Origin of the sequence: Marinobacter sp. X15-166B (assembly GCF_001752365.1) — a bacterium.
Lineage (GTDB): Bacteria > Pseudomonadota > Gammaproteobacteria > Pseudomonadales > Oleiphilaceae > Marinobacter.
In genome coordinates this window covers 2,587,694-2,609,685 of sequence record NZ_MEIY01000001.1, presented here as the reverse complement: position 1 = coordinate 2,609,685, position 21,992 = coordinate 2,587,694, and the positions used below count along the sequence as shown (strand labels likewise).

Here is a 21,992-nt window from a genome sequence, read left to right as displayed (position 1 = left end):
CAGTGCCTGGCGCAGATCCGCCACACTGTTGACCACCGCCCGGGGCGCGTACTGCCCGAGAATGTCGCGGCAATGCACCCCCCGACTCCACCCCGATAGACGGCATCCCCAGACGCTGCGCCATCTCCAGGTCGTAACGGGTATCACCAATCATGACCGCATCCTCCGGACCCACCTGGTAAAAGTCGAGAATTTCAACCAGCATCGTCGGATCGGGCTTTGAGCGGGTCTCATCCGCACACCGGGTCACGCCAAAGTGCGCCCCCAGCTCGCTGCTGATCAGCGCAGCGTCCAGACCACGACGGCTCTTCCCCGTCGCCACCGCACAATCGCGTCCGGCGGCGCGCAAATCCGTGAGCAAATCATGAATCCCGGCAAACACGTTTTGTGGTGTGGTCAGTTGCGCGAAGAAATAACGGGCGTACCCGTCCCGGATCCCCTCCCTCTCCTCCGCACTGAGCCCCGGATACAACACCTCCAGCGCCTCCATCATCCCCAACCCGATGATGTCCCGGTAGGCACTCCGCTCCAGCGCCGGAAAGCCCAACTCGGTCGCCGCCTGATGCAGGCTGTCGGTAATGTGGTCCACCGAATCCACCAAGGTTCCGTCCCAATCAAAGATCACAACTTTCTGACTCATGCGCCCTCCCGGAGCTACCGAATCTGGTTACTGCTATTACCCTGCACCCTTGCGCCCGCCCAGCCTGTTCAGGAGCGACGCGAAGGCGTCATCGTACGGCGCCTCCAGCCGTACCGGATCGCCACTGGCGGGCAAACGGAATTCCAGCGCCTGAGCATGCAGCATCAACCGCTCGCCGCCCACCGCCCGGAATGCCTTGAAACTGGAGCTGTCCATGTATTTATCGTCGCCGGCAATGGGATGCCCGGCAAAGGCACAGTGGACCCGAATCTGATGCGTGCGCCCGGTAACCGGAGAGGCCTGCACCAATGAATACCCCTGGTAAACACCGAGCACCCGATACAGAGTGAGGGACTCCTTGCCGGCTTCATCCACTTTCACCCGCCGCTCCCCCGACTGCAATTCGTAGCGCAACAAGGGCGCGGTGACCCGATCCACACTGGCGGGCCACTGCCCCGCCACCAGGGCATGGTAATGCTTGCGCACGCGCCTTTGCCGTAATTCATCCTGCAAAAAACGCAAGGCCGAGCGATTTTTTCGCAATCATGACCAGCCCGGACGTGTCCCGGTCCAGCCGGTGCACCAATTCCAAAAAATGCGTCTGGGGCCGGGCCGCCCGCAAAACTTCAATCAACCCGAAACTCAGCCCGCTGCCACCGTGCACAGCAATGCCCGCTGGCTTATTCACCACCAGCATGTGCTCATTCTCGAACACCACCGCGCCTTCCATCACCCCCTGCACACGGGTACCGGGCACGACCCCGGCCGGCCGGGCCTTCCGGGCGACCGGGGGAATCCGCACCTGATCCCCGGCGTTGAGACGCGTATCGGGGCGCACCCGCCCTTTATTAACGCGCACTTCGCCCTTGCGAACAATGCGATAGACCACGCTTTTGGGAACACCCCTGAGCTGTGCCAGTAAAAAATTGTCGACCCGCTGACCGTGATTGTCGTCGGTGATGGTTACCCAGCGAATTTCGCTGCGGACCTCCGTCGCTGCGCCCGCGCCGGAGCGCCCGGCGGGTGACGTTGACTCCGCTTGCGGGCCTGGAGGTGTACGTTTACGAGCTGAAGCCATGAGACCCTTTGCAACAAGACAGGACTGGTGGATTGATGGGCTTGAAGAATGCTGTTATATTCCGACGAGTTCTACCGTTTGTCTACGGCCTGGCAATACTGCCAACCGCCGGAGCGGTAGAAGTATACCGATACTATTAAAGAGTTTGAACGCCAACGGGCCAATCGTATCTGCCCGAGGCGCGCAAAACAGCTTCCGGAAGTACCCTGCACATCTGATGTACGATGGCGCACATACACCGGAACCAGATGGCAACCGTACGGAAAACCGACGGGCAACATCGCGAAGAATCTTTACCAGCATGCAGGGCCGGGCCGTCCAGAACACGGATATGACGTGAGACCCAGGCACCCGTATGAACTTGAATTTGGATGACATGCGCCAACAGACACCAAATCTGCAAGGTCACCCGCCGTCTCAGGACAGCCGGAGCGCCTACGGTTTATTTCAGCCGAGCGGAGCCTCATAGCGCCCCGATCTGATTCGTCTGACTGTCAGCGTGTTCGCTGAAAGTACGCAAGTTTTACTTCGCACTGTTTCGTCTGCGGTTTTCTGTCCCACTTAAACGACAGGAAACAATTCTTTCCATGAAAAGAATGCTGATAAATGCAACTCACCCCGAAGAGTTGCGCGTTGCATTAGTTGATGGCCAACGCCTTTTTGATCTCGACATCGAATCCAGCTCCCGCGAGCAGAAGAAGGCCAACATCTATAAAGGACGTATAACCCGCGTTGAACCCAGTCTCGAAGCTGCGTTTGTCGATTTCGGCGCCGACCGCCACGGATTCCTTCCCTTAAAAGAAATTTCCAAAGAATACTTCAAGAAGTCACCCGGCCAGATCGAAGGCAAGATCAACATCAAAGAGGTGGTTTCCGAAGGTCAGGAAATAATCGTTCAGGTTGACAAGGAAGAGCGCGGCAACAAAGGCGCAGCCCTGACCACCTTTGTCTCCCTGGCTGGACGCTATCTGGTACTGATGCCCAACAATGCCCGGGCCGGTGGTATTTCCCGCCGTATCGAAGGGGAAGAGCGCGCCCAACTGCGCGAGGCAATGAGCAACGTAAATGTGCCCAAGAACATGGGCATCATTGTACGCACCGCCGGGATTGGCCGCACTTCCGAAGAGCTGCAATGGGATCTGGACTACCTGGTGCAGTTCTGGGAAGCCATTACCCAGGCCGCCGGCGAACGTAAAGCGCCCTTCCTGATTCATCAGGAAAGTAACGTTATCATCCGTGCCGTGCGTGACTACCTGCGGCAGGATATCGGCGAAGTGCTAATTGACGCAGCCAATGTGCATGAAGACGTACTGAACTTTGTACGCGCCGTGATGCCGTCCTTCGAAAACAAGATCAAGCTGTACAAGGATGAAATCCCCCTGTTCAGCCGCTATCAGATCGAAGGCCAGATCGAAACGGCGTTCCAACGCGAAGTCAAACTGCCTTCCGGCGGCTCCATCGTGATCGACCCGACGGAAGCCCTGGTGTCTATCGACATCAACTCGTCCCGCGCCACCAAAGGCCAGGACATCGAAGAGACGGCTCTGCAGACCAACCTGGAAGCCGCCGAAGAGATTGCCCGTCAGTTGCGCCTGCGTGACATGGGCGGACTGATTGTTATCGACTTTATTGACATGACGCCGGCAAAACACCAGCGGGAAGTCGAGCAGAAGATGCGCGAGGCTCTGGAAATCGACCGCGCCCGCGTTCAGGTTGGCAAGATTTCCCGCTTTGGTCTGCTGGAAATGTCCCGCCAGCGCCTGCGCCCCTCGCTGGGCGAAACCCGCAGCGAAGTCTGCCCCCGCTGTGAAGGCCAGGGCACCATCCGCGGCATTGAATCCCTCGCGCTGAGCATTATGCGCCTCATCTATGAAGAGGCCTCCAAAGATAAGACCAATGAAGTGCATGCGGTTGTACCAATCGCCGTAGCGACTTTCCTGTTGAACGAAAAGCGCAAACAACTGGCCGACATCGAAGCCCGTCAGGAAGTCACCATCCTGGTGGTACCGGCCCCGCACCTGGAAACGCCCCACTACGAGATTGTCCGGGTCCGTGACGACGAAAACGGCACCGAACGGATATCCAGTGTCGACGTCGCGGAAAGCTACACTCCACGGGAGGAAGAAACGGTTGACAGCCCTGCCGCCCGCGAGCCGGTTCGTCAGGAAGCTGCGGTCAAATCCTTGCGGCCGGTAGCGCCGCCACGCCCGCCGGCACCGGCAAAGAGCACAGAACCGGCCTCGGACAGCGGCCTGTTCAGCAAACTCTCGCGCAAGATTTCCAGTTTCTTCAGCCCTGAAGAGCCGGCACCGGCCAGCGCCAAACGCCCGGAACCGGCAACCAACAAGCGCCGCCCGCAAGAGCGCCAGGAGCGCCGCAAATCCCGCGTGGCCCGGGATAACGCGCGCACGGACAACCGCGGTGGCGCCGATAGCCGCCGGACACCGCAAAGACGCAACGACGACGAACCGAACCGGAACCGGAGCAACCGCGATACCGCACGGTCCGATAACGGCGGCAACCGCAATCGCGGACGCAACCAGGCGAATGACGGCCGCCGCGAAGCAGGCCGTACGGCATCAACCGCGCGCACTCAGGAACGAAGCCAGGAACGGGGTCAGGAACGAAAGCCCCAGAGACAAGCCCCGGCGGCCTCCGAGCCGCAGGCCACCAATGGCAACGGCAGCGGCCAGAGCACCAGTGAAGAAAGGCGGCGCAAACCCCGCCGGCCCCGCAACCGCGACGGCTCGCCAACGTCCACACCGGCCAGTAATCCAGCGGATCGCAAAGCGGTACGCAGCGAAAAGCACCAGAAGGACACGCAGCCGGAGCAAGTGCAGGAAACCGCCGCTGCCCAGCAAACCGCGACCGTAAAGGCTGCCGAAACCGGAACTCAGAATAGCGCAGCGGCTGCAAGCAAGGCCCCGGAATCCCGGGCCGCCGAAACCAAAGCGCCGCAGCCCAAGACTGCAGGAACCAAGACCTCCGAGTCGAGAGCCGCTGCAACTGAAACGGCCGAGCCCCAGACTGCCGAAACCAGGACGCCGGCGTCCAAACGCAACGAGTCCAAAACGCCCGAGACCACCGCTGCCGACGCCAAATCAGCGGCGCCCAAGGTGACAGAAGCCAAGACCGACGACGCCCAGCCCAAGGCCACCGAGGCCAGGCCGGTCGAGCCCCAAGTCGCTGACGCCAAGGCCCCTGAAGCCAAGGCGACCAAACCCAAGTCGGAAGGGACCAAGGCGTCTGCAACCAAGGCACCGCAACCCAAACCTGCCGAAAAAGCAGACAGCAAACCTGACAGCCAGGTGACCGACGCCAAACCGGCGAAAGCCGATGCGCGCGCACCCAAGACCGATCAGTCCGGGGCGACACCGGCCAGCGCACCGGAGCAACCGGCCTCCGCGAGAGCGGCGGAAGACAAACCCGCCACTGAAGGGCCTGCAGCGGCTTCAACCCCGCCCAAAGCGGACGCAGGTGAATCGCAACAACAGCCGGCCGCCAAACCTGCTGCCAAAGCAGTCAGGAGCAAGGCATCCGGCGGTGCGAAAGCCGCACCCAAGCAAGAGGCAGACACCTCGGCCAATGCCGGCGCCGGCGACACGCCCAAAGCTGTTGCAGAACCTAAGCCAAAAACCAAGCCTGCCGGCAGTGAGCCCAAGGCGGCCACCCCGGTGCCGCCGGTGACGCCGGGCCGCGCGTATAACGACCCGAGGGAAGTGCGCAAACGCCAGAAAGCGGCGGAAGCGGCCAAAAAGGCGGAAGGAAACTAAACCATGCTGTCCAGCAATGAAATTGAAGCGCTAGAAGACGTTCTGTTCGCCGCCCCCTGGGGGGACGATGCGCTGGATTTCTTTGGCTTGCATGGGGTGGTCTGTGCCAGCGTGGTAGGCCCGGTGTCCCAATCAGTTGATGAGATTTTTCAGCTGGCCACCGGTGTCGAGGAGTTGCCCGCCAGCGGCACTCCTGCCGCGTTTGCGCAAGCGGTAGAACGCCTGCGCAAACACCTGGCGGGGTCACTCGATCTGGGCCAGCCCCTGCAATTGCCGGAGCCGGAAGACGGCGACCCCATGCACGCCCTGGAAAACTGGTGCGCCGGGTTCATTGATGCGTTCATGGAACATGAAAGCGAATGGCTCACGGTCAGCGAACAGGAGATTGGCGAGCTGCTGGTGCCCATGCTGACCCTGTCGGGGCTGTTTGAAGACGAGGACTTCCAGAAGGTGCGGGACAGCGCCAGGTTGTCAGCCACCATGGCCGATGCGATACCCGACGCCCTCACCGACCTCTACCTGTTGTATCACGCTCCGGACTGATCGCCGGTTGCCGCAATGGGTTGGCGAAAATAATGCCAGACCGGCGCAAGCCCGTCTGGCAGTTTACTGATACGCCCCAGCTCACTCCAGGCCGCGCCCGGAAAATGGAAGTCGCTGCCCTGGGAGGCCCACAGATTTTCTTTCTTGCAGAGTTCCGCCAGAAAGGCCATATCCGTTGCCGTTTGCCCCGAGGTGGACACTTCCAGTGCCTGCCCTCCCGCGCGCCGGAAATCGGCCACCAGCTGGCGTAATTTCGTCGCCGTCAGCCGATATTTCTTCGGGTGCGCCAGCACCGCGATGCCGCCGGCCTCCACCAGCCAGCGGACCACCTCATCCAGTTCCGGCCAAAAAGCCTTTACATCGCCGGGCTTACCAGCCCCCAGATGCCGTTTGAAGGCCTGATTGATATCTTTGACAACGCCTTGCTCCACCAATGCCCTGGCGAAGTGTGGCCGCCCCGGTACATCATCGCCTGCGTGGGCCGTGGCCAGTGCCAGCAAGGCGTCGGGGTTGCGCCGGGACAGTTTGCCGGCGATGGTGCGCGCACGGCGCCAGCGGTTCTCATGCTGACCGTCCAACGCCGCAAGAAAGCGTACGTCCTGGTGGTCAAAGTCGAGACCGACAATGTGAATGGTGTGGCTGCGCCACACGCACGACAGCTCCACCCCGTTGATCAGGGCTACCCCCAACTGGTGCGCCGCATCGCGGGCCTCGGCGAGCCCCGCCAGGGTGTCGTGGTCGGTGACTGCCAGGTGGGTGACCCCCATCTCGCTGGCACGTTCCAGCAGCGCCCGGGGCGACAAGGCTCCGTCAGACGCGGTGGAATGACAATGAAGATCAATACACAGAGGTAAGGCTTGCGGTATAGTCACTCGGTTACTCGATGATAGTACGGTGTGTAAACACTAGGTGTATCATAGCTTACCATCAAACAACAGGAGCTCGAATGTACTACGCCATTATCAGTGACGACGTGGACAACAGCCTGCCCTTGCGCAAATCGGCACGCCCGGCCCACATCGCCCGCCTGGAACACCTCAAACAGGAAGGCCGCTTGCTGGTTGCCGGCCCCCACCCTGCATTGGACACCCTCGAACCCGGCGACGCAGGCTTTAGCGGCAGTCTGGTGATCGCCGAGTTCAACTCACTGGAGGAAGCGCAGGCCTGGGCCGACGCCGATCCCTACGTGGACGCCGGCGTTTACCGCGCGGTAACGGTGAAACCGTTCAACCCGGTATTGCCATAGCACCACCGCACCATCCACCATGAGCGGATTGTAATAAAGCCCTGCTTGATTGCGGGGTTATCTGTGACAAAATTGCCGTTTTACCATTCGAATCAGGAAACAATATTCGTGACTCCACATCGCCTGTTTGCCGGCTTGTTGCTGCTCATGATGGCCAGCACTGGCCTCCATGCGCAAACCGTATACATTGACGACACCCTACTTGCGCCGATTCGCAGCGGCGAAGGTCTCCAGTATCGCATCCTCCACAAAGGGGTGCGCAGCGGTACCCCGGTGGAACTGATCACCAGCAACCGCGAATCGGGTTACAGCAAGGTACGGACCCGTGAAGGGATTGAAGGCTGGATACCCACCCGGTTCCTGACCAACACCCCCATCGCCCGCGACCGGCTGGCCAAAGCCACCCAGGAACTGGAGCGGGCCAAAACTCAGTTGGCAACCCTGCAGGAAGAACTCAACACTCTCAAAAGTGAGCGCAATGAGCTGGCTTCCAGCGAACAGGACCTGGAGAGCAAAAACGCTGCGCTGAGCGAGGAGCTGAGAAACATCAAGTCGATTTCTGCCAACGCACTCAATCTGGATCGTCGCAACAGCGAGTTGCGGGAGGAAAACCAGAAGATCAGAAACGAGCTGGAAGTATTGTCCGCGGAAAAAGAACGGCTGGAAGCAAAAAGCGAATCGGATTTCATGCTCCTGGGGGCCGGGCTGGTGTTGCTGGGTATCTTACTGGCGGTCCTGATTCCGTGGCTCAAGCCGACCAAGAAGAGCGACAACTGGGTGTGACGTGCCACTCGCCCCCGGTTCCGGAGGACGCTATCAACCATTTCGCCGATAGCGTCTATACTCCAGGAACAACCATCAGGGAGCGACGGCGATATTTATGAAGGACTATACCGAAAAACGCAGCTTTTATCGCATGCGGGTCAACTCCGAGATCACCCTTACCGACAAGCACGGCTACACCCGTACTGGAATATGCCGTGACCTCAGTGGCACCGGTATGCAGCTGCAGGTCAGCCGCGCGTTTGCGGAAGGCACCGAGCTGCACACCTCATTGCCGGCCGCCAGCGATCAGTTTTCACCGTTTCAGACCGTCTGTACGGTGTTGCGCTGCACCGCCGCCAACGACGGCTATGTGCTTGGTCTGGCTATCAACAAGGTCAAGCACGGACCCGGGTAATCGAAGCCGCTGTTAAGTGCCGGTTAACGGCCGCTCCGACAGGATAATGCCGTTGTTATCGGCGTACACGAACTGCCCCGGTCGGAAGGTCACGCCGCCAAAGGTCACCGGCACATCCAGATCCCCCTGGTTGCGTTTTTCGGTCCTGCGCGGGTGGGTGCCCAGCGCCTGGACACCCAACTGGGTCTGCCCGATAACGTCCACATCACGAATGCAGCCGTTGATGATCAGGCCGGCCCAGCCATTGCTGGCAGCCTGCGCCGCCAGCATGTCGCCCAGCAGGGCCGCCCGCCTGGAACCACCACCGTCGACCACCAGCACCCGCCCCTTCCCGGGCAGCCCGACCTGGGCTCGCACCACGGAGTTGTCTTCGAAACATTTGACGGTGACCACCTCACCGCCAAAAGCACTGACCCCGCCATAATTGCGAAAGCCCGGTTCAACCACGACAACGTCCGGGAATTGATCACACAAATCAGGTGTTACCACTGGCACTTGAGAAGCCTCCCAAAGGGTCATTCAATTTTTTCGTCGGCGAGGAAGAACCAGGTATCGAGCACTGAATCCGGGTTCAGAGACACCGAATCAATCCCCTGATCCATCAGCCACTTGGCCAGATCCGGGTGATCCGATGGCCCCTGACCACAAATACCGACGTATTTTCCTGCCCGCTTGCACGCCTGGATGGCGTTCGCCAACAACACTTTCACGGCCTCGTTCCGTTCATCAAACAGGTGGGCAATGATGCCGGAATCGCGATCAAGTCCCAGGGTCAACTGGGTCAGGTCGTTAGAGCCGATGGAAAAGCCGTCAAAATGCTCCAGGAACTGATCCGCCAACAGCGCGTTGGCCGGTAACTCACACATCATGATCAGGCGCAGCCCGTTCTCGCCGCGGTGCAGACCATTCTCAGCCAGCAGGTCAACCACCTGACTGGCTTCTCCCACCGTGCGCACGAACGGCACCATGATCTCCACGTTGGTAAAGCCCATCTCGTCCCGGACGCGTTTGAGGGCCCGGCATTCCAGTTCGAAGCAGTCCCGGAAGGTCTCGGAGATATAGCGGGATGCGCCCCGGAAACCCAGCATGGGATTCTCTTCGTCGGGCTCGTACAGGGTCCCGCCAATCAGGTTGGCGTATTCGTTGGACTTGAAATCCGACAAGCGCACAATCACCTTCTTCGGGGTAAACGCCGCGGCCAGGGTGGAAATCCCTTCAACCAGCTTGTCAACGTAAAAGTCCACCGGCGACTGATAACCGGAAATACGTTTCTCCACAGCCTGGCGAACATCCCCCGGCAGGCCGTCAAAGTTGAGCAGTGCCTTGGGGTGCACACCGATCATCCGGTTGATAATGAACTCCAGCCGGGCCAGACCAACGCCCTCATTGGGCAGCGACTGGAAATCAAACGCCCGGTCCGGGTTGCCCACATTCATCATGATCTGGAAGGGAATGTTGGGCATCGAATCGACGGTATTCTCTTTCAGCTCAAAATCCAGACTGCCGTCGTAGATTAAACCGGTGTCGCCTTCGGCGCAGGAGACGGTCACCAGCTGTCCTTCTTTGAGCCGCTCGGTCGCGTCACCGCAACCTACAACCGCCGGTATGCCAAGTTCCCGGGCGATGATGGCTGCGTGACAGGTACGTCCGCCACGATCGGTGACAATAGCCGACGCCCGTTTCATCACCGGCTCCCAGTCCGGATCGGTCATATCGGTCACCAGCACGTCGCCCGGGTTGACCCGGTCCATCTCGCTGATGCTGGTCACCAGCTTGACCGGACCACTGCCGATTTTGTGACCGATGCTGCGCCCTTCCACCAGCACTGTACCCTGCTCGTTCAGCAGGTAACGCTCCATGACGTTGGCCGACGCACGGCTTTTGACGGTTTCCGGCCGTGCCTGGACGATATAAATCCGGCCGTCGTCGCCGTCTTTCGCCCACTCTATATCCATAGCGCGGCCGTAATGCTGCTCGATGATCATGGCCTGCTTGGCCAACTCCGACACCTCGGCGTCATCGATGCTGAAGCGATTGCGCTCCGCCGGATCCACTTTGACGGTTTCGACAAAGGCGTCGGCGTCGCTGGCGTACACCATCTTGATGGCCTTGCTGCCCAGATTGCGGCGTAACACCGCCGGGCGCCCAGCCGACAAGGTAGGTTTGTGCACGTAAAACTCATCGGGGTTGACCGCCCCCTGCACCACCGTTTCGCCCAGCCCGTAGGACGAGGTGATGAACACCACATCCCGGAAGCCGGACTCGGTGTCCAGGGTGAACATGACCCCGCTGGCGGCGGTCTCGCTGCGCACCATCTTCTGGATACCGGCCGACAGGGCGACATTTTTGTGGTCGTACCCCTGGTGCACCCGATAGGAAATGGCCCGGTCGTTAAACAAGGACGCGAACACTTCCTTGACCGCGGTTTTGACCTGCTCCAGTCCGACCACGTTCAGAAACGTCTCCTGCTGTCCGGCGAAGGACGCATCCGGCAGATCTTCGGCGGTGGCGGAGGAACGCACCGCCACCGCCATGTTGTCGTTACCGCTCTTCAGTTGGCCGTACGCCTCTTCCAGCGCAGTTTCCAATGGCGCCGGCAGGGGGGTCTCGGTGACCCAGCGACGAATCTGGGAACCAACCCGGGCCAGTTCGTTGACGTCGTTGATGTCCAGAGCGTTTAACGCGGTATCAATACGCTCATCAAGTCCGTCTTTGGCCAGAAATTCCCGGTAGGCGTGGGAGGTGGTTGCAAAACCGCCGGGTACCGAAACACCTGCGTTGGCGAGATTACTGATCATTTCACCGAGGGACGCATTTTTCCCCCCGACCCGGTCGACATCAGACATTCCCAGGTTTTCAAACCAGATAATGTAATCTTCCAAAACGCCTCTCCCCTGAATCGAAAAATCAAAGAGTTGACCATCGGCAATACGGCACGACCCACTGCAAGTCACCCCGAAAGACCGCGCAGACTCTCGAACTTGCCCCGTATCATACTGTAACCTTCGTGGATTACCTAGGGGGAGAGGTTCATGAAACGTACTGCTTTTTTCATTTCAGACGGCACCGGACTCACCGCGGAAGCCTTGGGGCACAGCCTTCTGACCCAATTCGAGAAGATTCATTTTGAGCGCATCACGGTGCCTTATGTAGACGACATCGACAAGGCGAACGAATTGGTTCAGCGTATCAATGCGGCCGCCGATCGGGACGATGCCAAGCCCCTGGTGTTCGATACGATCGTCAATTCCGACATCAGGGCGGTCATCAGCCAAGCCAATGGGTTCATGGTGGATATCTTCGGTACCTTCCTGCACCCGCTTGAAAAGGAACTGCAGGCCTCGTCCTCCTATACCGTAGGGAAAACCCACTCCATCAGTAACGACAGCAGCTACGAGCGGCGCATTCACGCGGTCAACTTTGCCCTGGACAATGATGATGGCGCCCGCACCCGGCAATACCATGAAGCGGAGCTGATTCTGGTGGGCGCCTCCCGCAGCGGTAAAACCCCCACCTGTCTCTACCTCGCCCTGCAATATGGGGTCAAAGCGGCGAATTACCCGATCACCGAAGAGGATCTGCTGGACCAGCAGTTGCCCGGGGTGCTGCGCCCCCACAAGGAAAAAATTTTCGGTCTGACCATCGAGCCTGAACGGCTGGCCACCATCCGCAACGAACGGCGCCGCAACTCGCGCTATGCCTCCATCAATCAATGCATGCACGAGATTGAAGAAATCGAATTGATGTATCGCCGCGAGCGTATACCCTACCTGAACACCACGGCCTACTCGGTGGAAGAAATTTCCACCCGCATCATGGTGGCGACCGGTCTGGAGCGTAACCGCTGAGTGCGGCTACGCCCTGTCAACACGACCTGGGTTACAGCTCTTCGATGCTGAACCCCAGAGACTCGGCCAGCGCGCGGTTCTCCTGACTGGTCACCACCGCCAGGCTGGCGCGCTCAGGCAACAGCCAGTGCGTGGCAACCCGCTTGAGATCGTCAAGGGTGACTTCCAGCACTCGTTTGCGGAACCGGGCCTGCTGCTCTGCTGAACGGCCAAACAAGCGGTTATGAAACGCATGGCGGGCTTCCCCGGCCGGGGACCGTGGCTTATCCAGCTGACCGATCACCCCGAGAATGGACTCTTCCAGATCCTGGGGGGCATGGTCGGTGGTCTGCAGCCATTGCAGGGCCTGATCGAAATCGTCCAGGGTTTCTGCGAAGCGCGGATCCCGGTATGAGAAAAACCGGAAGCTGCCGTTGACGCTGTCCTGTCCGGCACCGCCACCGTAGGCACCGCCTTGCTCCCGGATGGCGCGGTGCAGATACCCGTTCCGTAAAAACCCGCCGAGCACGGTCAGGGCCGCCGCATCGGGATGATCCACCGCAACCGTGGGGTAGGCTTTGGCGCAGAAGTTGACCTGGGTGGTTGTCAGCCAGGCCTGGCGGGTCTGATAGTCGACCGGCGCCACCGCCCAGGCCTCAGCGGACGGTTCGGGCAGCGCACCAGCCTCCGCGGCCTGCAGGTGGGTCAGCAGGGGATCCAGTTCGGCCTCTTCCGCAATCAGCAGGTATTGACGGTGCTGTTGCTGGATGCGCGCGTGCAGATCAGCCAGGCGCTTGCAGAAGCGCGCCAGTTCCGCCGGTTCCTGCAGGGCATCATCCAGCGCCTTGATTCCCCGGATGGCGTCCAGCCCACCCAAGCGGAAAGCCAGCCAGGCTCCGGCGCTGTGTCCCTGGGAGGCGGCATTCATTGCCAGCGCATGACCGCTGCCGGTGACCGCTTGCTCCCGACGCGCGCGCATTTGCGCCACCAGCTCCCGGATGCGCCCGGTTTCATCAAAACGGGCATGCGCCAGCACGTCCTCAAGCAACGCAACCAACGCGCCCTGATGGCGCACCAGCGCCTTGCCGTTCAGTAACAGGTACCCCGACAGATTCTGCACATCATCAACCCGCCCACGGGCCGACGTGCTGGCCGCGATGCCCCCGGACACGGCCGAAATGCGATTCTGCATTTGCAGATAATCCAGCTCGCCACACCCCACCTCGGTGAGGCAGGCGGTGTACAGGGGCAACAGCAGCAATTCGTCGTCCGTCATGGGTGGCAAGGGCACCACCACCTGCTCGTAGACCAGACCGTTGGTTCCCTGGGCGTAGAGCGTGGCCGGCAGATCATGGGCCTGACGGGCCTCGGGTTCCGGTAATTGCAGCGGAACGTCGCTCAGATCAACCTTGGGCAAGATGGAATCGTCGTCCTGTTGTTGCTGGCGGCGGGCCAGTGCCGCGGCCTGGTCCACAATCGCCTGTTGCTGTGCCGCAGTGAGCTGCGCCTTGCGTTCCGCCAGCGCCTCGCGGATGGCCGCCTGCCGGCGCCCCTCAAGTTGCTCGTCGGGGCGCAGCACCAGTGTGACCCGGTGGGGGTTATCAAGCAGCATCCGGCGCAACAAACCGGGCACATAGTCCGGATCGGCAATTTTTTCCCGCAGGGTAGCCAACACCGGTTCAAGGTCGAGCAGAGCGACCGGATCCCCCCCGTGCACCATGGGTGCAATCGAACTCATGATCAATTGCAGCCCGTAAGGGAACTGGCCACCGGTGATCTCCCGCTGGTGCAATTCGAGCTGGTGCAGAATGGCCTCGAGACGCTCCTGGCTGACGCCCTCCTCGGCCACCCTGGCAATCACTCCCTCCACCAGGCGCTCCAGATCCGGCCGTTTGTCGGGCTCGCTGCCTTCGATGCCGCACACCAGAGTCATTTCCCGATTCGAGTCTTCCAGCCCGCACAGGGGCGAAGGCGACTGACCGATATCGCTGGTTTCCAGCGCATGCATCAGTGGCGAGGCGCTGTTTTCCATCAGCACATTGGTCAGCAGGTGCGCCTCCAGATTCTCCATCAGATCGAAGCTGTGGCCCAGCAGCCAGCCCATCACGATGTGGGTCTTGCTGGTGGTGGGCTCACCCTCCGCAACGGCATACGCCTGCTCCACACTGATCGGTGCAAACATGCGTTTCTCATCCCGTACCGGCAACCTGATGTCCTGCCGTTCAAACCGGCCGAGGGCCAGTTGCTCGAATTTCTGATGGTGCTCATGGGCCGGGATATTGCCATAGGTGGCAAAAATGGCATTACTCGGATGATAATGGTGCCGGTAAAACTCCACCAGATCGTCATAGCTCAGATCAACGATGTGTTCGGGCTCACCACCGCTGTTGTGGTGGTAGGTGGTGGTGGGAAACAAATAGCTCGACAGGTGCTGCCACAACTGGGAGGTCGGCGCACTCATGGCCCCCTTCATCTCGTTATACACAACGCCCCGATAGACCAGCGGTGTTTGCGGGTCGTCCGGGGTTTCAAATTCAAGCCGGTGCCCTTCCTGGGCGAAATCCAGCGGATCCAGCTTGGAGAAAAACACCGAATCCAGATAGACAGCCAACAGATTATCAAAATCCTTGCGGTTCTTGCTGGCGAACGGGTACGCGGTCCAGTCACTGCTGGTAAAGGCGTTCATGAAGGTATTCAGGGAGCGCCGGATCATCATGAAAAACGGGTCGCGCACCGGGTACTTTTCGCTGCCACACAGCGCCGTATGTTCCAGTATGTGGGCAACCCCCGTGGAATCCATGGGAAAGGTCCGCAAGGCCACAAAGAACACATTCTCATCGTTGTCGGTCGCCAGATGCAGATGGCGGGCGCCGGTTTTCCGGTGACGGTACTCTTCAACCGTCAGATTCAGCGTATCAATACGATGACTGCGCAACGGCTCGAACGCCGGATGAGTGACATTTTCTGTAACTGCCGTCATTTAACTTTCCTGTCATTCACATAAAGGGGTATGTAGGGTAGCACGTAGTATGAACTATGATGCAGGTTAACACCCGCTGCACGGGTATGCTCACGAAGCCTGACACAGGCACAACCGACCGGAGTTTATAGTTGCTGACCATGATCGATCAAACAACCACGACCACCTCCGAACCAACCTCCCCGGTGATGCGGACCTCGGCCACCCTGTCGGCCGCGGAGGTCGCGGCCTACTGGGCCGAGCGCCGGAATTACCTGAAACAGCTGCGCACGTCCCCGGAACTGAAGCAGCAGTACCGGAACGCGGTGCTGGCCTATCTGCTCAGACGCCTGCTCTGGTCATTTGGTTTCTTTCCCGTGGCCCTGGCGTTCTGGCTGCCACTGGTGTTTGCCAGCTTTAACCCCGTCGTTATGGTGGGCAACCTGATGCCAATGCTGCAGTCGTTCCTGGATGCCAATCCGGAGGTACAGGCCACCACCATCAGTAACCTGACCCTCGCGTGGCTGTCAATCGGGCTGTTTTTCCTGGTATTTGACCTGATTCTTACCCCCTTCAAATCTCCCTACCAGTACGAGGCCGACGTTCACATGCGTTCCTGGGAACTGCTCAATCAGGACAAACTTGCCGACAAAGTGTGACCTGTTCAGCAATCCCGCAAAACATCCCTGACTTGGGCTCCCTGCCGCCAATACAACCCGCTACTATTTTGGCTCAGGCCCATCCGGACAGTCACCCGGTCAAAGCTGCACACCCCAGGATTACCGCAACTGGCTAAGGGTTATGTAATGGCGATCAAGAACGCACTTTTGGTGGATGACTCAAAAGTAGCCCGCTTCGCACTGAGCAAACTGCTGGAAGGTCATGATATATCGGTCGACATGGCTGCATCTGCAGAAGAAGCGCTGCGTTTTCTGGCTCAGCAGCGCCGCCCCGACGTCATTTTTCTGGATCACCTGATGCCTGGCATGAATGGCCTGGAAGCGGCCCGGGCCATCAAAAACGATCCGGACACGGCGGACATTCCCATCATCATGTGCACCTCGCACAAGGCCCAGCCCTTTCTGGACGAGGCCCGCGCCACTGGCGTGCACAGCATCCTGAGCAAACCGACGCACGCTGACAGCCTGACCGCGGCCCTCGATCAATTGGCCCGCGACATCACGGAAGGCAAACTGCCGGTGATGCCGGCCGCGGCAGGCAGCGCCGCGCCGGCGGTCGACCAGCCACCCTATGACCACACCCTTGCGGAGCAGCTCAATGATCGCCTGCATGAGTTGCTGAACTCGGTGTTTGATGAACAGTTTGCGCACCTCAATCGCGCGCTGGACGAGTCCGGGCAGAAACTGCAGTTGGCCTGCCAGGAACAACTTGAATCCCTGTCGACACTGGTGCGCGAGCTTACCCGGCACTTGCCGAACGACCCGTCCACCGAGGTCGATTCCAGCGTCGCGGATGAAATCGAGGTCATCAAAAAAGACCTGGCGGCCAGCCGTGCGTTCACCCGTGAACACATGTCCGAGCTGAAGGATCACATCACCACGGTACAGACCCTCGATATGGAAATCTGGCAAAGGCTGCAGTCGGAAGCCCTGCAACAGGCCCACGCGATCTTCCAGGAGACGGCCGAAGATCTTGCCCAACGCACCCTCGACCTGTACGTATCCCGGCAGCGGGCCGCTGCCTCACGCCTCTACAAACTGGGGCTTGGCATCAGCCTGGGGTTCGCCACGTTCGGAGTCGCCTGGCTGGCGGGTTTATTCGGCTAGCAAATCCCCTTACTGCTTGCCGAGCTGGTTTTTGTTAAACTTCCGGGGCCATTCAGCTCAGTTTTAACCGGAACCAGTCAATGAACCACCTTTTTGTAGACAACCTTACTGTGATCGATTTCGCCTATCTGGACCCGTCGCGGGGCCTGGTCGGGGAAAGCTGGATCGCCGATGTGATCTTAAGCGGCGAGCTGGATGATCAGGGTATGGTGTTTGACTTCAGTGACGTCAAACGCACCATCAAGCGGGTGATTGATGACCAGGTCGATCACTGCCTGTTGATACCTTCCCGGTATGCCGGCCTGACACGTCTGGAAGGTCACCAGGACACCTTTGAGTGGCAACTTGAGGATGGCAGCACCATTCACCACAGCTCGCCTCAGCAAGCCGTCGTCTGGCTCGACAGCGACCACATCACCACTTCGGACGTGTCCGCCCTGCTCGCCGCGGAACTGAAAGCCGCACTGCCCGACAACGTGACCGGCATCCAGCTGGAGTTGCGGGAGGAGGAAATCAGCGGGGCCTTCTACCACTACGTACACGGCCTGAAGAAGCACGACGGCAACTGCCAGAGAATCGCCCACGGTCACCGCTCCCCCATTCGCATTGACCGCAATGGTCATCGCGACCTTGAACTGGAACGACAGTGGGCCCAGCTATGGCGGGACATTTACATAGGTACAGAAGAAGACGTCAGCCGCCGCTTTGTCGGCGAGGACGGTGTGCATTACATCCGCTTTGACTACCAGGCCAATCAGGGCGCGTTCAGTCTGACCCTGCCGGAAAACCGGGTTTACATGCTGACAACCGACACCACCGTGGAGCTGATCGCCGCGCACATCGCCGATGAATGCAAGGCCGTGTACCCGAACGACCGTATTCGGGTGAAAGCCTATGAGGGCGTCGGCAAGGGCGCCATCGCCGAGCGTTAAACTCCGACCAAGCGGCGCCGCCGCTTTTTTTACGCCAGAATTATTGCAGACACAAAAAAATCCGCCCGAAGGCGGTTTTTTTGATGGCTGGCCGGTGGACTAAACCGACAAGCCGTATTGGCGTCCCCTAGGGGGTTCGAACCCCTGTTGCCGCCGTGAAAGGGCGGAGTCCTAGGCCACTAGACGAAGGGGACTAGAAATTGGTGGAGCCAAGCGGGATCGAACCGCTGACCTCAACACTGCCAGTGTTGCGCTCTCCCAGCTGAGCTATGGCCCCCAACGGATGCGTATACTAAGGATCCGCCCCCCCGCCGTCAACCCTTTATTTCAACTTTTTCAATATAATGGCAAAACCGTACACAAAGCGAGCAACTCGACCGAAAAACGATCAATCGAGCGCCAGCGCGGCGAATTCTTTTTCCACCCGCCTGGTTTCTTTCTTGGAAAAACCGCCCAACACTTCCAGGGCGTGGCGCAAACGTGAGCGGGTCATATCCGGCCCCAGCGCGGCCATGGAGTCCATCACCGACCAGGAGTTGGGGGTGCCCGCGATGGCCACAAACACGGGGAACATGAACTCGCCCATTTTGAGCCCCATCGCCTTGGCCAGCGCTTTCACATCGGCAAAGATGGTTTCCTTGCTCCAGTGGCGCTGGGCTTCCAGGCGCCAGAGGGCAAACTGCAGGACCCGTTTCACCTGCGCCTCGTCCAGTTTGTTGTGCGCAAACTGCTCCGGCGTCAGTGGCAACATGCCCGCGAACATGAACGCGGCCATGGGCGCCACATCGCTGAACACTTCCGCACGTCCCTTAATGTGGGGGATCAGCGCCGCCAGATCCTGTTCGTTGAACCACCAGTCGCGCAACCGGCTGACAAACTCGTCGTCGCTCAGGTCTTCCCGCAACCACAGGCCGTTCAGCCAGCGCAGTTTCTCTATGTCAAAGATGGGGCCACCCAGTGACACCCGCTGGATATCAAAGTGTTCAATCATGTCACTGACCGAAAACTTTTCACGCTCATCGGGCATGGACCAGCCCATGCGACCCAGATAGTTGATCACCGCTTCCGGCAAAAAGCCCATACGCTCATAAAAATTGATGCTGGTGGGGTTCTTGCGCTTGGACAATTTGCTGCGATCCGGGTTGCGCAGTAACGGCAAGTGACACAACACCGGCATGTCCCAGCCAAAGTACTCATACAGCAGTTGGTGCTTGGGGGCCGAGTTGATCCACTCTTCCCCACGCAGCACGTGGGTAATGCCCATGAGATGATCGTCCACCACGTTGGCCAGATGGTAGGTGGGCATGCCATCCGATTTCAGCAAAATCTGACAATCCACCTGTGCCCAATCGATTTCAATACGGCCCCGCAGCATGTCGTCAATGACGCAGACTCCGTCGTTGGGGACCTTCATGCGAATCACATGGGGCTCGCCTGCGGCCAGCCGCTGTTGCACTTCGTCTGCCGGCAACTCCAGATCGCCCTTGATGCCGGTGTTCAAACCGGCGGCCCGGCGTTCTTCCCGGATGGCGTCCAGCTCTTCCGGGGTGCGGAAACAATAAAAGGCGTGTCCTTTGTCAACCAGGTCCAGGGCGTACTGGCGATAGTCGGCTTTGCGCTCCGACTGGCGGTAGGGGCCGTGGGGGCCACCTACGTCCGGCCCCTCGTCCCACTCTAATCCCAGCCAGCGCAGGGCGTTGAGAATATCCTGCTCGGATTCCGGCGTACTGCGCGCCTGATCCGTGTCTTCAATTCTGAGAATAAACTGACCGCCGTGCTGGCGCGCAAAACAGAGGTTGAATAACGCGACATAAGCGGTGCCGACGTGGGGATCACCGGTGGGTGACGGCGCAATACGGGTACGTACGGTCATGTAGGACATCCTGGTTGACGGCTGCGCAACCGCAGCCAGTGTGTGTAATGGCGGGCATTATACCGGCCCGGTGCAAAATTCGCATAAGCAACATCAGTAACACAAACCGCTTTTACCCGGACCCGAGCTGTTATATTATAACGTACCAACAGAACCTTAAGAGACCTGGACACCATGTTGATTTTACGCCGTATACTGCTGGCATTCAGCCTATTGCTTCTGAGTGCCGGCGCCGCCTCCGGTTATGCCGCTACCCCGGCTAAAGTGGCGACCTCGATCAAACCCATTGCCCTGCTCGTGGCGGCCATTGCTCCTGCCGACACGCAGATAGAAATCCTGGTGCCCCCGGGTGGCAGCCCGCACACCTACCAGCTGCGCCCTTCCCAGCGGCAAATGCTGGAAGGGGCCGATGTGATTTTCTGGGTGGGGCCGGACATGGAAACCTTTTTGGTCAGGCTGTTTGCGATGCCCGGGTTGCGTGATAAAGCTGTCACCCTGGCCCCCACCGACGCCCAAACGGACGGGGACGAACACCAGGATACCGGACACCACGACCACGACCACCACCATCATGCCGGTGAAGACCCGCACATCTGGCTGGACCCGGGCATGGCACGGGTGATGGCCCGGAAGATTCATGGGGCGCTGAGCGCACGGCCCGATGCGGATCAGGCCCTGCTGGACGCCAACCTGCGCGCGTTTGAACAAGCTCTGGGCCACCAGGAAGCACAACTCCTGCAGACGCTGGCGCCAGCCAAGTCGTTGAGTCTGTTCAGCTACCACGACGCCTTCCGGGGCTTTGCCGAGCATTACGGCCTGCATATGGCGGGCGTGCTGACCCTCAACCCGGAACGCAGCCCCGGCGCCCGTCACATCGCGCAGACGCAGCAGCGTCTGCGGGCGGCGGAGCGGGTGTGCTTGATGATTGAACCGCAATTCAGTCGCCAGTGGTGGACCTCGATCACCGAAGGCCTGGACCTGAAGATCAGCACCTGGGATCCGCTGGCAACCGAGGCCCCGATGGACCGGTCCGGCTACCTTGAGTTTCAACAATCCCTGGCTGACGCAGTGCTGCAATGCCTACCAGAGCCAGCCCAGCACTAACGGCAGCGTGATCACCGCCAGCAGGGTCTGGCCGCTGATGATGCCCGCCATCAGGGGGGCATCACCACCCAGCTGGCGGGCCAGAATATACGCCGAGGTCGCAGTCGGCAGAGCTGCCAGCAACACCGCAACCTGCGCCAGAATCCCGTCAATCCCCAACGCCAGCACCAGCCCGGCGGTCATCAACGGAAACGCCACCAGTTTGGCGGCGGACGACACCACAAATGCACCGGACGCACCCTTCAGAGCCTTCATCTGCAGCCCTGCCCCGACGGTCATCAAACCGAGAGGCAGCGCCAGATTACTCAGGGGCTCCAGAATGCCCGCGAAGATGGGGTGAAAGCCGATGCGGAAGTAACTCCAGATAATCCCGATCAACGAGCCGATGATCAGCGGGTTGGTGATGATCGTCCGAACGACGGGCCACAGCCGCAGACTGCCATCGCCGACTGCCAGCGAGAACATCACAATACAAAACAAATTGACCAACGGCACCATGACCGCCACGCAGACCGCCATCAAGGCCAGCCCGGTGTCGCCCAGCAACATGCCGGTGGCCGCCAGGGCTACGTAGGTGTTAAAACGCAGCCCCCCCTGGTACACCGAGGAAAACACCGGCCCCGGCCAGCGCCCAATCAGCTGGGCCAGCAGCAGCAGCAGGGTCATACCCGCCAGCATCAGCGCCACCAGCATCAGGATTTCACTGTAGGCCTCCCCATCGAGCCGGGCCTGCCCCAGCTTGAACACCAGCATGACGGGGAACAGCACAAAATAGGTCAAGCGTTCTGCCTGCTGCCAAAAGCCCGCGCCGGGGAACTGCCAGCGCTGCATCAGATGCCCCAGAATGATCAACGCAAAAACGGGCGCTAACGCCTGCACCATCATCGACATAGCAAGGTTCCGGTCAATTTAAAACGGGCAGTTTATCAGCACAGCTAAAACAAGGCACTGGCAACTCTGGAGTCGATTGACCAGGCGTAGTGGCAATATCGATAAGCCCACAGGGTTGCTCAGGGCAGCAGTCAAAACCCGGCTGTTCGAACACATCAA

The 21,992-nt window shown here is 59.8% G+C and carries 16 protein-coding genes, 2 tRNA genes and 2 pseudogenes; 10 read left to right on the top strand and 10 right to left on the bottom strand.

Annotated elements, in window-relative coordinates:
* Positions 1–127 precede the first annotated feature (127 nt).
* Positions 128–640, bottom strand: a pseudogene (locus BG841_RS16545) (HAD family hydrolase); the annotation flags it as partial.
* A gap of 36 nt (positions 641–676) precedes the next feature.
* Positions 677–1,718 (bottom strand): annotated as a pseudogene (gene rluC, locus BG841_RS12230) (23S rRNA pseudouridine(955/2504/2580) synthase RluC).
* A 587-nt stretch (positions 1,719–2,305) separates the two neighbouring features.
* Between rluC and rne the strand changes: the two are divergent.
* Entirely contained in the window at positions 2,306–5,491 is a 3,186-nt protein-coding gene (gene rne / locus BG841_RS12225; RefSeq protein WP_070057915.1) for a ribonuclease E, read from the top strand.
* A gap of 3 nt (positions 5,492–5,494) precedes the next feature.
* On the top strand, positions 5,495–6,034 hold the full coding sequence (locus tag BG841_RS12220) for a YecA family protein (RefSeq protein ID WP_070057914.1): 540 nt from the start codon (positions 5,495–5,497) through the stop codon (positions 6,032–6,034).
* Here BG841_RS12220 and BG841_RS12215 read toward each other — a convergent pair.
* On the bottom strand, positions 6,019–6,906 hold the full coding sequence (locus BG841_RS12215; RefSeq protein WP_070057913.1) for a PHP domain-containing protein: 888 nt from the start codon (positions 6,904–6,906) through the stop codon (positions 6,019–6,021). The genes BG841_RS12220 and BG841_RS12215 overlap by 16 nt on opposite strands.
* A gap of 74 nt (positions 6,907–6,980) precedes the next feature.
* On the opposite strand from BG841_RS12215, the gene BG841_RS12210 reads away from it, so the two are divergent.
* The 3 genes from BG841_RS12210 (at position 6,981) to BG841_RS12200 (ending at position 8,460) form a co-directional block, all read left to right on the top strand.
* Entirely contained in the window at positions 6,981–7,280 is a 300-nt protein-coding gene (locus BG841_RS12210) for a YciI family protein (RefSeq protein WP_070057912.1), read from the top strand.
* A gap of 108 nt (positions 7,281–7,388) precedes the next feature.
* Positions 7,389–8,063, top strand: a complete 675-nt coding sequence (locus BG841_RS12205) for a TIGR04211 family SH3 domain-containing protein (RefSeq protein WP_070057911.1) — start codon at positions 7,389–7,391, stop codon at positions 8,061–8,063.
* A 97-nt stretch (positions 8,064–8,160) separates the two neighbouring features.
* Positions 8,161–8,460, top strand: coding sequence for a PilZ domain-containing protein (locus BG841_RS12200; protein ID WP_070057910.1), 300 nt, complete (start codon positions 8,161–8,163; stop codon positions 8,458–8,460).
* Positions 8,461–8,472: 12 nt separating this feature from the next.
* Here BG841_RS12200 and rraA read toward each other — a convergent pair whose 3' ends face one another.
* Positions 8,473–8,955 (bottom strand): ribonuclease E activity regulator RraA, encoded by a 483-nt coding sequence (gene rraA / locus BG841_RS12195; protein WP_228141655.1) that lies wholly within the window; start codon positions 8,953–8,955, stop codon positions 8,473–8,475.
* 20 nt (positions 8,956–8,975) lie between these two features.
* Positions 8,976–11,342 (bottom strand): phosphoenolpyruvate synthase, encoded by a 2,367-nt coding sequence (ppsA, locus tag BG841_RS12190; protein ID WP_070057908.1) that lies wholly within the window; start codon positions 11,340–11,342, stop codon positions 8,976–8,978.
* Between the two features lie 150 nt (positions 11,343–11,492).
* On the opposite strand from ppsA, the gene BG841_RS12185 reads away from it, so the two are divergent.
* Positions 11,493–12,308: a pyruvate, water dikinase regulatory protein gene (locus tag BG841_RS12185; RefSeq protein WP_070057907.1), complete on the top strand. Its 816-nt coding sequence runs from the start codon at positions 11,493–11,495 to the stop codon at positions 12,306–12,308.
* 31 nt (positions 12,309–12,339) lie between these two features.
* On the opposite strand, the gene BG841_RS12180 is transcribed toward BG841_RS12185, so the two are convergent.
* Entirely contained in the window at positions 12,340–15,267 is a 2,928-nt protein-coding gene (locus BG841_RS12180; RefSeq protein ID WP_070057906.1) for an insulinase family protein, read from the bottom strand.
* Between the two features lie 140 nt (positions 15,268–15,407).
* On the opposite strand from BG841_RS12180, the gene BG841_RS12175 reads away from it, so the two are divergent.
* The 3 genes from BG841_RS12175 (at position 15,408) to BG841_RS12165 (ending at position 17,965) form a co-directional block, all read left to right on the top strand.
* Complete coding sequence (locus tag BG841_RS12175; protein WP_070058812.1) at positions 15,408–15,905, top strand: hypothetical protein; 498 nt, start codon at positions 15,408–15,410, stop codon at positions 15,903–15,905.
* 147 nt (positions 15,906–16,052) lie between these two features.
* A complete protein-coding gene (locus BG841_RS12170; protein ID WP_070057905.1) occupies positions 16,053–17,033 on the top strand; it encodes a response regulator in 981 nt (326 codons plus the stop codon).
* 80 nt (positions 17,034–17,113) lie between these two features.
* A complete protein-coding gene (locus tag BG841_RS12165; protein ID WP_070057904.1) occupies positions 17,114–17,965 on the top strand; it encodes a 6-pyruvoyl trahydropterin synthase family protein in 852 nt (283 codons plus the stop codon).
* Positions 17,966–18,083: 118 nt separating this feature from the next.
* Here the strand turns inward: BG841_RS12165 and BG841_RS12160 are convergent.
* The 3 genes from BG841_RS12160 to gltX form a co-directional block, all read right to left on the bottom strand.
* Positions 18,084–18,159: transfer RNA gene (locus BG841_RS12160), tRNA-Glu, on the bottom strand.
* Between the two features lie 7 nt (positions 18,160–18,166).
* Positions 18,167–18,242 (bottom strand) — tRNA-Ala (locus BG841_RS12155).
* A 111-nt stretch (positions 18,243–18,353) separates the two neighbouring features.
* Entirely contained in the window at positions 18,354–19,838 is a 1,485-nt protein-coding gene (gene gltX, locus BG841_RS12150; protein WP_070057903.1) for a glutamate--tRNA ligase, read from the bottom strand.
* Between the two features lie 174 nt (positions 19,839–20,012).
* Between gltX and BG841_RS12145 the strand changes: the two genes are divergently transcribed.
* The gene (locus BG841_RS12145) at positions 20,013–20,942 is read left to right on the top strand and encodes a zinc ABC transporter substrate-binding protein (RefSeq protein ID WP_070057902.1); all 930 of its coding nucleotides are present in this window, start codon (positions 20,013–20,015) and stop codon (positions 20,940–20,942) included.
* On the opposite strand, the gene BG841_RS12140 is transcribed toward BG841_RS12145, so the two are convergent.
* Entirely contained in the window at positions 20,919–21,833 is a 915-nt protein-coding gene (locus tag BG841_RS12140) for an AEC family transporter (RefSeq protein ID WP_070057901.1), read from the bottom strand. The genes BG841_RS12145 and BG841_RS12140 overlap by 24 nt on opposite strands.
* Positions 21,834–21,992: the final 159 nt, after the last annotated feature.